This window comes from Bradyrhizobium sp. Ken01 (genome assembly GCF_055807355.1).
The window spans coordinates 87,937-103,014 of sequence record NZ_JBVVPC010000003.1; the positions used below are offsets into that span (position 1 = coordinate 87,937).

General features: G+C 63.0%; 16 protein-coding genes. All 16 read left to right on the plus strand.

What is annotated here, in order from left to right; genetic code table 11:
• Positions 1-9 precede the first annotated feature (9 nt).
• Positions 10-672, plus strand: coding sequence for a 3-oxoacid CoA-transferase subunit A (locus tag AC0L3S_RS04310; protein ID WP_473278195.1), 663 nt, complete (start codon positions 10-12; stop codon positions 670-672).
• The gene (locus AC0L3S_RS04315; RefSeq protein WP_473278196.1) at positions 669-1,346 is read left to right on the plus strand and encodes a 3-oxoacid CoA-transferase subunit B; all 678 of its coding nucleotides are present in this window, start codon (positions 669-671) and stop codon (positions 1,344-1,346) included. Before AC0L3S_RS04310 ends, AC0L3S_RS04315 begins: the two co-directional genes overlap by 4 nt.
• Positions 1,343-2,986: a thiamine pyrophosphate-dependent enzyme gene (locus AC0L3S_RS04320; RefSeq protein ID WP_473257885.1), complete on the plus strand. Its 1,644-nt coding sequence runs from the start codon at positions 1,343-1,345 to the stop codon at positions 2,984-2,986. The genes AC0L3S_RS04315 and AC0L3S_RS04320 overlap by 4 nt, the downstream gene beginning before the upstream one ends.
• 32 nt (positions 2,987-3,018) lie before the next feature.
• Entirely contained in the window at positions 3,019-3,528 is a 510-nt protein-coding gene (locus tag AC0L3S_RS04325) for an MOSC domain-containing protein (protein ID WP_473257883.1), read from the plus strand.
• Positions 3,529-4,479, plus strand: a complete 951-nt coding sequence (locus AC0L3S_RS04330) for a PDR/VanB family oxidoreductase (protein ID WP_473257881.1) — start codon at positions 3,529-3,531, stop codon at positions 4,477-4,479.
• Positions 4,480-4,568: 89 nt separating this feature from the next.
• Positions 4,569-5,102: a helix-turn-helix domain-containing protein gene (locus tag AC0L3S_RS04335; RefSeq protein ID WP_283843491.1), complete on the plus strand. Its 534-nt coding sequence runs from the start codon at positions 4,569-4,571 to the stop codon at positions 5,100-5,102.
• Positions 5,103-5,113: 11 nt separating this feature from the next.
• Positions 5,114-5,581: a tripartite tricarboxylate transporter TctB family protein gene (locus AC0L3S_RS04340; protein WP_473278197.1), complete on the plus strand. Its 468-nt coding sequence runs from the start codon at positions 5,114-5,116 to the stop codon at positions 5,579-5,581.
• On the plus strand, positions 5,582-7,135 hold the full coding sequence (locus AC0L3S_RS04345; RefSeq protein WP_473257875.1) for a tripartite tricarboxylate transporter permease: 1,554 nt from the start codon (positions 5,582-5,584) through the stop codon (positions 7,133-7,135).
• A gap of 235 nt (positions 7,136-7,370) precedes the next feature.
• The gene (locus AC0L3S_RS04350; protein ID WP_473278198.1) at positions 7,371-7,709 is read left to right on the plus strand and encodes a hypothetical protein; all 339 of its coding nucleotides are present in this window, start codon (positions 7,371-7,373) and stop codon (positions 7,707-7,709) included.
• Positions 7,710-8,032: 323 nt separating this feature from the next.
• Entirely contained in the window at positions 8,033-9,199 is a 1,167-nt protein-coding gene (locus AC0L3S_RS04355; protein ID WP_473278199.1) for a branched-chain amino acid ABC transporter substrate-binding protein, read from the plus strand.
• Positions 9,200-9,268: 69 nt separating this feature from the next.
• Positions 9,269-10,189 (plus strand): branched-chain amino acid ABC transporter permease, encoded by a 921-nt coding sequence (locus AC0L3S_RS04360; RefSeq protein ID WP_473278200.1) that lies wholly within the window; start codon positions 9,269-9,271, stop codon positions 10,187-10,189.
• 1 nt (position 10,190) lies between these two features.
• A complete protein-coding gene (locus tag AC0L3S_RS04365; protein ID WP_473278201.1) occupies positions 10,191-11,399 on the plus strand; it encodes a branched-chain amino acid ABC transporter permease in 1,209 nt (402 codons plus the stop codon).
• Complete coding sequence (locus tag AC0L3S_RS04370; protein WP_473278202.1) at positions 11,396-12,175, plus strand: ABC transporter ATP-binding protein; 780 nt, start codon at positions 11,396-11,398, stop codon at positions 12,173-12,175. The genes AC0L3S_RS04365 and AC0L3S_RS04370 overlap by 4 nt, the downstream gene beginning before the upstream one ends.
• Complete coding sequence (locus tag AC0L3S_RS04375) at positions 12,172-12,906, plus strand: ABC transporter ATP-binding protein (protein ID WP_473257859.1); 735 nt, start codon at positions 12,172-12,174, stop codon at positions 12,904-12,906. The genes AC0L3S_RS04370 and AC0L3S_RS04375 overlap by 4 nt, the downstream gene beginning before the upstream one ends.
• Before the next feature lie 16 nt (positions 12,907-12,922).
• Entirely contained in the window at positions 12,923-13,978 is a 1,056-nt protein-coding gene (locus tag AC0L3S_RS04380) for a phenylacetaldoxime dehydratase family protein (protein ID WP_473257857.1), read from the plus strand.
• Positions 13,979-14,013: 35 nt separating this feature from the next.
• A complete protein-coding gene (locus tag AC0L3S_RS04385) occupies positions 14,014-15,057 on the plus strand; it encodes a carbon-nitrogen hydrolase family protein (RefSeq protein ID WP_473278203.1) in 1,044 nt (347 codons plus the stop codon).
• Positions 15,058-15,078: the final 21 nt, after the last annotated feature.

Here is a 15,078-nt window from a genome sequence, read left to right on the forward strand (position 1 = left end):
AACGAAACGATGCGCAACGTAGTGGTTGAGAATGCGGCAGCGGCCGTGGAAGGCATCAAGGACGGCGACACTGTCATGATGGGCGGGTTCGGCGGAGCGGGTCTTCCGCTCGGAGTGGTCAAGGCGGTGCTCGACAGGGGGGTCCGCGACTTGACGCTGGTATCGAACAACGCGGGCTCCACAGAGGACGATCTGTCGTTGTGGTTCGAGGCCAAGATCGTCCGTAAGATCGTCTGCTCCTACCCGCGCAGTGCCAAGCAATTCGCTGAGCAATATCGTGCCGGTACCGTCGAACTCGAGCTCGTTCCGCAGGGCACGTTGGTGGAACGCATCCGAGCGGGTGGCGCCGGTCTTGGCGGCTTCCTTTCTCCCGTCGGCGTCGGAACGGTGTTTGCGGAGGGCAAAGAGAAGATCGTCGTCGAAGGACGAGAGTTCATTCTAGAGCTTCCGCTTCGGGCAGATTTTGTTTTCGTCAAGGGGCATCTCGCCGACACGCTCGGCAACGTCACCTACAACAAGACGGCGCGCAATCATTGCGCGGTCATGGCGACCGCCGGCCGGACGGTGGCCGTGGAGGTCGACCGCGTGGTTGAAGCCGGCGATCTGGATCCGGAGGCCATTGTCACGCCCTGCATCTTCGTCGACCGCGTTTTCGCAAGGAGCCTTCGATGACCCCGCTTTCACGCGACGCATTGGCGCGCATGGTCGCGCTTCATCTGCCGGCGGAGGGCTTCGTGAATCTCGGGATCGGCGCTCCTACGCACGTGGCCGACTACTTGCCGGCCGGTTCGGGCGTAATCCTTCACAGCGAGAACGGCATCCTCAACGTAGGCCCAAAGCCAGCGGCAGGCGAAGAGGACTGGGATCTCATCAACGCCGGGAAAATGCCGATCTCGCTTCGGACAGGTGGCTCCTACTTCGACTCCAGCCTCTCATTCGCGATGATGCGGGGCGGCCATCTCGACGTCGCCGTGCTGGGCGCGTTCCAGGTCTCCAAGGACGGCGACCTTGCCAACTGGACGACCGGAGACAATGGGTCTCCGCCCGGCATCGGTGGAGCAATCGATCTAGCCGTCGGCGCGAAGTCGATCTGGGTGATGATGGATCACACCACGAAGGATGGTCGTTCCCGCATCGTGGAGCGATGCGGGTATCCACTCACCGCGCGTAGAGTGGTGACCCGGATATTCACCAGCCTCGCCATCATCGACGTGACGGAGGGAGGGCTGGCGGTCTGGGCGCTGCTCGACGGCCTCACGATTCAGGCGCTGCGCGATCGGACGGAGGCGCCGCTGCACGTCGCCGGCGAGGTCCGGACCATCAAGCAGGACGGGAGCGTCGCATGACCTATTGCGTCGCCGAACTGGTCGCAGATAGTCTCGTCGCCCATGGGATCGACCGGGCCTTCGGCGTGCCGGGAGAAAGCTTTCTGGCGCTGCTGGATGCGCTGCGCGACCGCAGCGATTTCGATCTGGTGACCTGTCGGCACGAAGGAAGTGCAAGCCTTGCGGCCGTCGCCGACGCCAAGCTCACGGGTCGCGCCGGAGTCGTGATGGCGAGCCGTGGCCCAGGCGCCTTCAACGCCGCGCTTGGACTGCATGTCGCCGCGCAGGAAGCGATTCCGCTGGTGATGCTGGTCGGTCAGGTCGACCGTCCGAACCTTGCGCGGGACGCTGTGCAGGAGATCGACTGTGGCCGTTCGTTCGATGGCGTGCTGAAATGGTCCGTGCGTCTGAACTCGGCGGATCTCGTTCCTGAGATGATGGCCCGCGCGTTCGCGGTGGCCCATGCGGGAACGCCCGGCCCGGTCGCCGTCGAGCTGCCTGAGGATCTCCTAGAGGAAGCGGCAGAGGGACTTGCCATCAGGACTAATGGACTCGCGCGCCCGGAGCCAGGCAGTGCGGCCATCGAAAAAGCGGCGGCGGCGTTGACGGCAGCGGAGCGGCCGATCCTGCTGGTCGGCGGCGAATGCCGGACGGCATCGTTCCGCGAAGATCTGGTCGCGTTCTCCGAGAAGTGGAACGTCCCAGTCGTCACCATGAACAAGATGCAGGACCAATTTCCGAACGCTCACCCGCTGTGGGGCGGTCAGTTTGGGTTCTTTCCCTCCCAACCTCACGCCAAACTGCTCGAACGAGCCGACCTCGTCGTTGCCGTCGGAACGCGTCTGGGCGACCTGTCCTCGCTCGGCTTTGCGTTTCCGAGACAGGCCGAGCCGCGCCAGCCGTTGGTCCACGTCTATCCGGATCCCGATGCGATCGGAAAGCGCGTCCAGACCGACGTCGCGGTCGTTTCCGGATCGCATGCGTTCGTGTCGGCCATGCTGGCCGTTTCCACGGCAGCGCCGGACCGGACCGAGTGGCTCCGAGCAGCCGCCGCGGTGCGGACGGCCACGCACGGTTGGCCTCGTTTCGGCGTACCGTCCGCAGACGTCTTCGGTCACGCCGTGGCGGCCATCGCCATACACTTCAAGCCCGACGGCGTCGTCACAACGGACTCCGGCAATTTCGCCGGATGGGTCCATCGCATCTTCAGCTTCGAGCCGACCGCACGACTACTCGGCTCGGCTTGCGGCGCGATGGGCAGCGGGGTCCCGTCCGGGCTCGCCGCGAGCCTTCGCTTTCCGGGGCGGCAGGTCGTAGCCTTTTGCGGAGACGGAGGCTTCCTGATGACGGGCAACGAACTGGCGACGGCCGTCGCCAGAGGGGCGGACCTCAAGATCGTCGTATCGAACAACTGGTCCTACGGGACGATCCGATCCCATCAGGAGCGGGCCTTCCCCGATCGTCCGTACGGCACTGATCTTTCGAACCCCGACTTCGCCGCCTTGGCACGTGCCTTCGGCGCGAAGGGATTCGTCGTCGAGGACGCGGAGAGCGCTCCGTCGACGGTCGCTGAGGCCATGACGGCCAAAGGACCGGTCGTCATCGAGGTGCGATCCGATGTGCGTCAGACGCTGGACAAATCGCTCGCCGTTTCACGCTGAAATCGTTCGGATCAAGGCCTAGGAGAACCAAGATGGACGCCATCGCAATCGAGAAGTCCCAGGTCGCGACGTCCTGGCAGGGCGTCGTGCGCTTCCTGCACAAGACCCCGCGAGCCTTTCTGCCGATGCGCTCGTTTCCTTCGCTCGAGCTCGTCGCCGGACGCGGGATCGAGGGTGATCGATATTTCGTCGGTCACGAAACCGGATTCTACTCCCACAAGCCGGAGGAGGGACGGCAGGTCACCCTGTTCGAGGTGGAGACGCTCGAGGCGCTGCGACGCGACCACAAGATCGAGTTGCTGCCCGAGGAACATCGCCGCAACGTGACCGTCGAAGGCGTCCCGCTGAATCATCTCGTCGGCCGTCGCTTCCGGCTGGGAGAGACGATCGTAGAGGCGACCCGTCTTTCGACGCCGTGCCGGCACATCGAAGAGATACTCGGCAAGCCGGTCTTCGATCCGCTCATCAACCGGTCGGGGCTGAACTGCAAGATCGTCGCCGGAGGCACGCTGCGTGTCGGTGACGCAGTGAGGCCGATATAGATGGCGAAGGCGATCAAGACGGTCTCCACCGTTGTCTCTAAGGTCGAGGATCTCGGCAACGACGCTAAGCGCTTTACGCTGGTCGATCAGGACGATTGGGAGCTGCCTCCGTTTCGGCCCGGGGCGCATATCGACGTCCATCTTGGGCAGGGTCTCGTCCGGACCTACTCCCTCTGCAACGAGCCGGACGACAATCGGCGCTACGTGATAGCGGTGAAGCGGGAACGCGAGGGCCGCGGCGGCTCGAATTTCCTGCACGAACGCGTGGAGGTGGGACAGCCGCTTTCCGTCTCGCTGCCGCGCGGCGGGATCGCGCTGCATCCGGAGGCAACGAACGTGTTCGTTGCGGGAGGCATCGGCGTGACCCCGTTCATCTCCGCGATCCGGCATCTCGAGCGTCGGGGGCGTTCGAATTACGTGCTGCATTGGACCAGTCGCGGGCAGCCGGTCCTGCCCGACATGATTGTGCAAGCGATCGAAGCGGGCCGTGTTCGCCTGTACGACACGACCACCCAGGCCAAGCCCGTCATCGCCGCGATCGTGGGGGAGTTCGTCGGGTCTGGTCTGGCGGCCTGCTGCGGACCTGCCCTGATGCTGCAGGCCTTCGAAGATGCCGTTTCGGCCTGGCCGGAAGAGCGAAAGCACATTGAGATGTTCACGCCGCCGAAAGTCTCCGCCAAAAGCGACGTGCCTCCCTACGAACTCTATCTGTCGGCGAGCAAGAAGTTGGCAACCGTCACGCCGGATGTCGGTCTTCTCGGGACGCTGGATGCGCTCGGCGTCGACGTCCCCGTGTCCTGCGGCGGAGGCATCTGTGGCGCCTGCCGCACGCGCTGGACCGAGGGGCCGCCCATCCATCGCGATCGCGTGCTGTCGCCCGCCGAACGACAGAATGAGCTCATCGTCTGTGTGGGCGACTGCGCGGGGCAGCGACTGGTGCTTGATCTGTGATCGTTTGGAGAACCCATTCTACGGTTTGAATTGTCGATGGTTTGGTGCGAGATCGATGCAGGCAATCATTTCGGAAAGATCCGAGCGCAATGACACTCAACCTCAAATTCCTCCGCGTGCAGAGCGGCATGACGCTGGAGCAGCTTGCGGCCGATTCCGGTCTGACCCGCAGCTATCTTTCCAAGCTGGAACGCGGGCTCTCTTCTCCATCGATAGGCTCCGCGATCAAGATCGCCGAGGCTCTCGGAACGACTTTGGACCACTTCTACGGCCAGCCCGACGACCACGATCCGATCACGATTGTCCGCGCGAAGAACGGGAAGGCGGGCGATGTCGACACGCACCTGTCGCTCGTCGCTGGACTCGCTCCCGAACGCACGATGCGCGCCTTCGTCGTGAGGCCGACCAAAACGGCCAAACGCGGTCGCATCATGAGCCACCACGAAGGTGAGGAGATCTTGTTCATCCTCACGGGCCGGATCGAACTCGTCATCGGGAAGCGCAAGGAAACGCTCAATCCGGGCGACTGCATTCAGTTCGATTCCACGATCCCGCACAAGCTGATCCAGGTGTCTTCCGAACCGGCATCGGCGCTCGTCGTGATAGCGACCAAAACCGCATAGAGGTGCCGAGAATGCCGATCACGTTGCGAAAGAAGGATTTCTACGCCGGGCTACTCATGGTGCTGCTGGGCGCCGGGATCGGTCTCAACTCTACGACCTATTCGCTCGGGACCTTCGCGCACATGGGACCGGGCATGTTTCCGTTCATGCTCGGTGTCATGATGGTGATCGTTGGAGCGTTGATCTTCGTCACGGGATTGGCGACGCCTCTTGAAGAGGGAGAGCGCATCTTGCCGGCCGCGATGGAATGGCGAGGCTGGGCCTGCATCCTCGCGGGTCCGCTGATGTTCGTCCTATTCGGCGTCTATTTCGGCATGGCTGCGGCCACCTTCATGTGCGTCTTCGTCTCCGCGCTCGGCGACCGGACCGCTACCGTCAGAGGTTCCGCCGTTCTGGCCGCGGTCGTCACCGTCGCCGGCTGTTTCCTCTTTTCCTACGTGCTGAGAGTTCCTTTCCCGCTCTACCGTTGGGGGTTCTAGATGTTGGCGAGCGCGCTTTCCGATCTCTGGTACGGCTTCGGGGTCGCCTTCGAGCCACAGAATTTCATGTGGTGTTTCGTCGGTGTTCTGGTTGGCAACATGGTCGGGGTCCTGCCGGGAATGGGGCCTCTCGCCACGATATCCGTGCTGCTCCCGCTAACGTTCGGCATTCCCCCGGTCGGCGCGATCTTGATGCTGTCAGGCGTCTTCTATGGAGCGCAATACGGCGGCGCGATTTGTTCCATCCTGCTCAACCTACCGTGCCATCCACCGCACGCGGTGACGTGCCTCGACGGATTTCCGCTGACGAAGCAGGGTCGAGGCGGCGCTGCACTCGGCATCACGGTACTGTCGTCGTTCGTAGGCGCCTCTTGGGGCATAGTGGAGATGATCTTTCTGGCGCCGGTGCTGGTGAAGGTCGCACTGGAGTTCGGTCCGACCGAGATTTGTTCACTGATGCTTCTGGGCCTGCTCGCCGGTTCGACGTTGGCGAAGGGCTCACCTCTCAAGGGTATTGCCATGACCTTGCTGGGCCTCTTCCTGGGAATCGTGGGAACGGATGTCGAGACTGGCACGGAGCGCTTCACGTTCGGCATTCCGAACCTTCTTGACGGCATCGAACTCGTCGGACTCGCACTCGGTCTATTTGGCATCGCCGAGTTCATGAAGAGCGTGAATCAATATTCCGACGTGAATACGCGCTATTCGAACGTCGGTCTGCGCGATCTGCGTCCATCACGCGACGAACTCCGCCGCTCTATTCCGGCGATGTTGCGGGGCACTATCATCGGAAGTCTTTGCTCGCTCATTCCGGGAACGGGACCGACGATCGCCTCCTTCATCTCCTACGCTGCGGAGAAAAAGGTCTCGAAAACGCCAGAGAAGTTCGGTACCGGGATGATCGAAGGCGTCGCCTGTCCAGAGGCGTCTACGCATTCGTCGGTGCAGGGCGACTTCATCCCGACAATGAGTCTCGGCATTCCCGGCGACGCTGTCATGGCCCTGATCCTTGGTGCGCTGATGATCCAGGGCATCGTGCCCGGCCCCCAGCTGATCAAGGAGCATCCGGACATCTTCTGGGGCCTGATCGCAAGCTTCTGGATCGGCAACGTCATGCTGGTGCTTCTCAACGTCCCGCTAATCGGGCTGTGGGTGAAGCTCCTGATGATTCCCTACAAATATCTGTATCCGAGCGCGCTGTTCTTCGTCGCGATCGGCGTCTACTCGACCAACAACGACATGTTCCAGGTCGGCGAGACTGTCGTCGTCGGGTTGGTCGGCTATCTGCTGCTGCTGCTTGATTTCCACCCGGCCTCGATCCTGCTCGGTTTCGTCTTGGGGCCGCGCCTGGAGGAGAACTTCCGCCGTTCGCTGCTGGTCTCGCGGGGCGACGCCATGATCTTCGTCGAGCGGCCGATCAGCGCGTTCTTTTTGCTCCTGTGCGTGGTGCTTCTGGCAGCGCAGATCTACGTGCGCTTGCGGAAACCGAAGGCGTTTGCTGCGCTCGACCTCCCGGAGAGCTCTGGTGCCGCGGTCGCACGGCCCGCCGAGTAGGCTTCAATCGCTTCAAGATCCGCTTGCATCGCGGCCCGAACGCGCCACCCGCGAGATGGCGCAGCATCTCCATACCAGCGAGTGTACGGTGCAGGGCTGCCTGGCCCACGCTGCACGGATTGGAGCATGCTTGTCCAAGTCCAGCGATCGACCGGATTTAAGGCCGGCGGCCGGCTGCAAGAGGCGAGGCGGAGCCAACCGAGCGGTTCTGCCCAGATCTTTGGGACGCGTTCAGATGATCGAGACAAGGTCTCGCCGATATGGCGAGCTTGCGCAGGCCACACGATCCGCGCGAACCGCGTCGATCGGCTCTCGGGCGCCAAATCCGTCGAATACGCAAATTTATCAATCCTTTAGGGGGGCGCTTTCGCGCCCCTTTGATAGCGGCGCGTTCTTCCACAAGCGGCTGCCTAGTTACATCACAAACTTCCCACTGGAGCGGTTCGATCTCGCTGCGAAACCGGCACTGATGGGGCGATTGGTCTCGCTGATGTTTAGGACGCCGGCGAGGTATATGTCGCGCGAGCCGGTGGGTGACTATGAATTTAAGAATGACATCAGCCTAAAGTCCTGAACGCACGCGCGATCGCCTCGCGGCCGGCCGTGGTTTCGCGGCTGCGGGACGTGGTTCGCGATCCCGCGCGGAGAGGCGATAGGCCGGCTCGACCGGTTCGCCGAAGCGGCGCCTTGCAAAAAAGCCCGCTTCTTCCCCCGGGCCACCTCAAACCCGGCGCGTTGGCCCAAGTAGTCGGCACGATGCATCGCATGGATGCAGCCAAGGCGCATTAAACGGGCAGGCGGGTTCGTCTCCGCACGACGCCTTGCGAAGATTCCCAATGGTGGCGGAAATCCGGATGCAGTTACGCTCCTGTCATATCGAGGACGGAGCGAGGCAACATGATCACAAAGCGAAGAATTCTTTCTGTTCTGGGCAGCGCGGTCTTACTGAGCGGTTGGGCATCCGTCCCGGCAGCGGCAAAGGATACCGTCAAGATCGCCTTCATCGGCCCGTTGTCGGGCGGCAATTCTGCACCGGGCCTCGGCGGACGGAATTCCGCGACCTTGGCGGTGCAGCAGAGGAATGCGGACGCGAACGCGAAGTACACCTACGAACTCGTTACTTACGACGACGAGTGCAAGCCCAATGTCGGCATCCAAGTAGCGACCAAGGCGGCGTCCGACAATTCGATCGTCGCCGGCGTGACCCATTACTGCTCCGCCGTCGGCATCGCGACCGTCGACACCTATGCGCGCTTCGGTCTGCCGGTGGTCGTCTGGGGAGCGATCCTGCCCGAGATCACCTACGGCAACGATTACAAGGAGGTCCATCGTGTCAACGGCACGATGATCAACGAGGGCAAGCTGGCCGCGGAATTCCTGACCAAGCAGGGCTACAAGAAGTTCGTCATGATTCACGACACCACGGACTACGGTAAAGGCCAGTTCAAGTATTTCTCCGAGTATCTGAAGCCGACGGGCGGCGAGAACCTGGCGACCTTTCCTGTGAGCCCGGACCAGCAAGACTTCACCGCAGAACTCACCAAGATCAAGGAACTGAAGCCCGATGTGATCTTGGTTGGCGGCTTGACGCCGCTCGGTGTCCGCCTGCGGTCGCAGATGGATCGCGTGGGCGTTCAGGCCCAGTTCGCAGGCGTCTCCGGCATCATGACGGCAGGCTACATTGAGGGCGCCGGTGCGGCGAGCGAAGGGACGATCTCCTTCCACAATGGTGCACCGCTGAGCAAGTATGCCGAGGGGCAGGCCTTCCAGGAGGCGTACACCAAAGCTGGTTTCCGCGAAGATCCGGATGCCTACGGGCCGTTTGCCTACTCGGCCGCGAACCTGATCATGGACGCGATCGAAAAGGTCGGCCCGGACCGCAAGAAGGTGAAGGCCGAACTGAACGGAACGAAGGGCTACAAGGCGCTCGTCGGTGAGATCAACTTCGACGACCACCGTCAGAACATCATGAGCGCGAACGTCTACGTCGCGCAGGGCGGGAAGTGGGTCTATTGGCCGGATAGCGACTACGCGGCCGGCAAAAAGAAGCTCGCAAAAGACTGACGATCGGACGGCCGCCGCGCGCACAGGCTGCGCGGAGGCCATCGCCCTCACGAACATCGGAATCGTGCGATGGACTTCGGAATACTGGCGCAGCAGCTGTTCAACGGCGTGATGCTGGGCGTCATCTACGCGATGATCGCCGTCGGCTTCTCGCTGTTCTTCGGCGTGCTCGACGTCATCAAGTTTTCCCACGGCGACGTCGTAACGGTCGGGGCGTTTTCCAGCCTCGGCGCTATCGGGCTCGTCGGCGGACTGGTCGCACTTCCCCCGCTCGTCGCGCTGGGGACGGGCATCGCCGCGGCCATCGCCATCGGTAGTCTGGTCGGAGCGTCGATCGGCCGCTTCCTCATCCTGCCGCTGCGCCAGGCACCCGCGGTCAACGTGCTGCTCGCGACGCTCATGGCGGGTACCGTGCTTCGCGAGGCGATCCGACTGGGCGTTCCCAACGGCGGCAATCCGAAGCCATTCCCGGCGTTGCTGCCTGCCGGATCGATCCGGCTCGGCTCCTTCAGCGTTGGTTTCGACAGCGTCATCATCCTGTGTGCGGGGCTGGCGCTGGTATTCGCGACGCACCTTCTGATTTCGCGGTCCCGGATGGGATTGGCCATCCGCGCCGTGGCGCAGGACGGCGAAGTGGCCCGGCTCGCGGGCGTCGATTTCCAGCGGGTCGTCCTCGGCACGTTCGCCCTCGGTTCCGCGCTTGCGGCCTTCGCTGGCTGCATGCTCGGGCTCTACTACCGGGAGATCAACTTCAACATGGGACTTCTTCTCGGTGTGATCGGATTCGCTTCCGCCGTCGTTGGGGGACTCGGAAGTCTGCTCGGACCGATCATCGGCGGCTTCCTGTTCGCCGGCGTGCAGACGCTGGTTGTCGTGGCGCTGCCGTTCTCGAGTGCCTACAAGGATGTAATCGCCTTCGCCGCCGTGATTGTGCTGATCGGGCTGTTTCCTACCGGCCTGATCGCCGAGCGCAGAAGCGAGCGGGTGTAGGATGAGCAGCATTCCGGCGCCCGCGCCCTCCCTGTCCCTGATGATGCGGCTTCAGCGTTTCCCGCGCGCGGTCGCGGCCTTCACCGTGCTGCTTCTTCTCGGAGGTGGAGCGCTTGTGATCCATTCGGAATCGCAGGCGCAGGTGCTCGGTATGCTGGCCGCATTCCTGGTCGTTTTCGTGCTCGCCGACAAATCGGCGGCGGGCAGGGAGATCGCGGCGATCTGCGGCGATTTCAGCGGGTTCGGCAATACGGCCGCGATGATCGGCGCCTTGACGATCGCCGTTGTCTTCAGAGGAGAGCACTATACGCTATTGATGCTGTCGACGGTCGCCCTGTTCGCGACGGCATGCGTTGGTCTGAACATCCAGCTCGCGTTCGCCGGCATCGTCAATTTCGCTGGGGCCGCCTTCTTCGTGATCGGATCGTACGCGGCCGCGGTGCTCACGACATATCCAGGCCTGCCTCATCTGGCGATCCTGGCGATCAGCGGTCTGGTCACCGGCGCGCTGGGCCTCGTCCTGCTGCTTCCCGTCCTTCGCACGCGCGGACACTACGCGGCGCTGGTGACCATGGCGTTCGGGCTTCTCCTCCGCACCTTCCTCGAAGTGAACGACACCCTCGGGGGACCGCAGGGAATGAAGATCGAGGGCTTTTCGGTCTGGGGCTTCGACTTCAGCCGGACAACATCGATCGGCTCGTGGGAGGTGTCGTTCTACTTCCCTTATGCGATTCTCGCGATCGTCCTGTTCGCGCTTGCGTTCACTTTTGCCAAGCGCCTCGAGGCCTCCTGGATCGGGGTCGCGCTGGACGCCGTCCGCAGCGACGAAACGGCCGCATCGGTGTTCGGGCTTTCGATCGTGCGCTGGAAGGCCGTCGCGTTCATCCTGGGCAACGCCATCGTGGGCGTCGCCGGTGCCGTCTACGGCATGATGAACGGCTTCGTCACCCCGAACGGAGCGGGTCTGGGCGAATCGCTCCTGATGCTGTCGATCGTCGTGCTCGGCGGGTTGGGAAACATGTGGGGCGCGGTCGTCGCCGCCTGCATCATCATCGTCCTGCCCGAGAAGCTGCAGGCGATCCAGGAGTATCGCCTGCTCATTTTTGCCGTGCTGGTGCTCTGCATCCTGCTCTTCAGACCGTTCGGCATTCTCCCGCGGCCGCTCCGCGACTTTTCCCGCTTTTCCGCGGGGCGGGAGGAGGGGCTGTGACCGGAGCTCTGCTCGCCTGCACGGGCCTGACGATGCGTTTCGACGGCCTCGTCGCGCTGGACCGTCTCGATTTTACACTCGACTGCGGCGAAACCGTAGGTCTCGTCGGACCCAACGGCTCCGGAAAGACGACGTTCTTCAACGTCGTCACGGGTCTCTATCGCCCGACTGCCGGAACCGTCCGTCTGGGATACCTCGATCTCTTCGCCAAATCGCCCCAGACGATCGGGCAGGCGGGCATCGTCCGGACATTCCAGCGGTCCCGCCTCATGCTCGAACAGAGCGCGTTCGACAACATCGTGGTCGGCAAACTCACGTCTCTCGATCTCGGTCTGACGACGAACATCTTCCGCCGTGGACGCTGGCGGGCCGAAGTCGACGCCTCGATCCGCGAGGTCCGGTCGCTCGCTCACCGCTTCAATCCTGTGATCGCCGACCGTCTGTTCCAGCCCGCCGGCTCGTTCACGATGATCGACCGGCGGCGCATCGAGATATGCAGGGCTCTGATAGCCAAGCCGCGCGTGCTGTTGCTGGACGAACCGTCGGCCGGCATGACCCACGACGAGACCCGGCAACTGATGGGCGATCTTCTGGCGTTCCGCGCCGAGCTTCCGGAACTCGCCGTGGTTCTGGTCGAGCACGAGATGGACGTGATCCGCAGGGTATCCGACCGCTGCGTCGTGCTGAATTTCGGCCGCAAGATATTCGAAGGGGCGTTCGACGCGCTGATGGCGGACCGTGACGTGCAGACGGCCTATCTGGGAGAAGACGCATGAGGACCGCTTCCGAGAGCTCCCGCAAGCTATCGGTCATTGGCGTCACGGCAGGTTACGACAAGGCCGATGTCCTGAGGAACGTGACCGTGGAGGCGAAGCCCGGCCAGGTCACGTGCATCCTCGGGGCCAACGGCGCCGGCAAGAGCACACTGATCCGGACCATCCTTGGACTCAACCGGGCGCAGAAGGGCGAGATCTACTTCGGAGGCGACGCGATAGTGCGCATGCCCACGCATCGGATCGCCGCCCTCGGAATCGCGACCGTGCCGGAGGGCAACCGCGTCCTTCCGAAGATGACGGTGGCGGAAAATCTCAAGGTGGGCGGCCTGCTCATTCGGGACAATGCCCGCGTCGCGGCCCGGATGGAGGAGCTCTTCGAGACGTTTCCGAGGCTCAAGGAAAGATCCAGGCAGCTCGCCGGAACGTTGTCCGGCGGAGAGCGCTCGATGCTGTCGATCGCTCGCGGCCTGATGACGGATCCGGAACTGGTTGTCTTCGACGAGCCGTCGCTCGGTCTCTCGCCGCTGTTCGTGTCGGAGGTGTTCGCGATCGTGAAGAGGCTCAAGACCGCTGGGCTTTCGATCCTGCTGGTCGAGCAGAACGTCCGGCAGACGCTACGGGTGGCGGACTACGGCTACGTACTCGTTCAAGGCCAGGTAATGGCCGAGGGAGATGCCGAAACGCTGATGCAGAACCCAGAACTGCACAGAGCGTATTTCGGCGTCCATTAAGGGAGAGAGCAGGGACATGACCATCCAGATCTACGAGCGGGTCAATCCGCTGCGAAAGCCAAAGGGGTTTGAACCGGTCGTTCAGCGCTGGTCGACCGCGTTCGTGAACGGCTGCGACGAAATCTGCGTCGCTTTCCATGGCGTTCAGGGAAGGTCGGCGGAGGACGTGCATGCATCGCCGTTCTTCCGGTGGATCGAAGCGGCCCTCGTCCTGCGCAACGGCCCGACCGTCCACGATCACGCGTGGTTCGTCGATCAGAACGGCCTGTACACCCATATCGTGGCCGCATATTGGGTCGACCGGCAGAAGCGCGACGACTGGTTGGCCGACCCCCATGTGAAATCCTGGTGGGGCGACGAGGCGCGCCTGGCCGAGCCGACCGGCTATTTCCGCGAAAGCATCACCGTTCCCGTCGACCGGCAGGAGAGTATCTACTGGCAGGACTATCCCGCCGGGCTGATGCTCTCCAAGGAAGTCGCGATCTATCCGACGCCTTATTGCGGCTATTACGGCGCGATGCGGGACCGAATACCGCTGGCTGCGGCCGACAAGCTGGAGTCGCCGATGCCCGATCTGCCGGCTCCGCAGGCGAGGGCGACGAAGGGGGCTCGCTGGCGCATCGTCACCCCGGAAAATCTCGCCATCATCCGGTCGGCGGCCTTCTGGGGGCGCTGCGATCCGTCCCAGACGGACGACTATATGCGCGAACTGCGCGCTCCTCTTCTGCGCGGTATGGATTTCCTCAAGGAGAGCCCCACGGCCACGGGGTGCGCTTCGCTACGTTTTCAGCAGACCTGCGACGTCGCCGGGCAAGCCGTGCTCGAGACGCACGCGCTCGGCTACTTCCTGTCGCTCAAGCACATGGAGAACTGGGCCGAGCATCACGCGTCGCACGAAGCGATCTTTTCGGCGGCGATCGCGCGCTACCGCAAGTACGGTAAGGCCAATCAGTTGCGGACGTGGCACGAGGTGTTCGTCATTCCGAAGCAGGGGAACGTCTTCGAGTACGTGAACTGCACGCCGGGGACGGGTCTCTCGAGCTACTTCGATGGCGAGAAGCTGTCCGCCTGACATTCACGACATACCAATTGAAATGAGAAAAAGTCATGTCTTCACCGGTCAAGGTCGCCGCGGTCCACGCCGCTCCCGTGTTTCTCGATAGGGCGGCCACTACGGCGAAAGCCGTTTCGATCATCCGCGAAGCCGCGAAGGCCGGAGCGCAACTGATCGCGTTCCCGGAAACCTACATTCCCGCTTTCCCTGTCTGGGCCGCTCTCTGGGCGCCGATCGACAACCACGATCTGTTCGTGCGCATGGCCGAGCAGTCCGTCGCCGCAAACGGTCCCGAGATTGCCGCCATCCGGAACGAGGCACGCACGCTCGGAGTCACCGTCTCGATCGGGATCAGCGAGAGCTCGCCGGTCAGCGTGGGGCTGATCTGGAACAGCAACATCATGATCGGCCCCGACGGAAACGTGCTCAATCATCACCGGAAGCTGGTGCCGACCTTCTACGAAAAGCTCGTATGGGCCGCCGGCGACGGCGAAGGTCTACGGGTCGTCGATACCCCGGTCGGGCGCGTCGGAAACCTCATCTGTGGGGAAAACACCAACCCTCTCGCCAGGTACACCCTGATGGCTCAGGCCGAGCAGGTCCACATTTCGAGTTGGCCACCCATGTGGCCGACCCGACGGCCCAAAGGCGGAGGAAACTTCAACAACGTCGCCGCCAATCGCATCCGTGCCAGCGCGCACTCGTTCGAGGCGAAGGCGTTCGGCATCGTCACCGCCGGCTACATGGACAAGGCGTTGCGCGACTTCCTCATAGAACGGGATTCAACCGTCGCAGACGTGATCGACGCGACGCCCCGCGCGGTGAGCTTCTTCGTCGATCCGACTGGCGAAACCCTGGGCGACACGCTGCAGGACGAGGAGGGCATCGCATACGCCGAGTTCGATCTGCGCCGCTGCATCGAACCCAAGCAGTTCCACGACGTGGTCGGCTACTACAACCGGTTCGACGTCTTCGATCTGACCGTCAGCCGAAAGCGTCTGATGCCGGCGACCTTCGTCGATACGCCAACCGAGATGGGCGCGATCGAGATGGGTGAACGTCTCCAGACATCCCCCGATATCCAGCCAGCAAGCTGATCCGTCGATCCGACAGGTCAC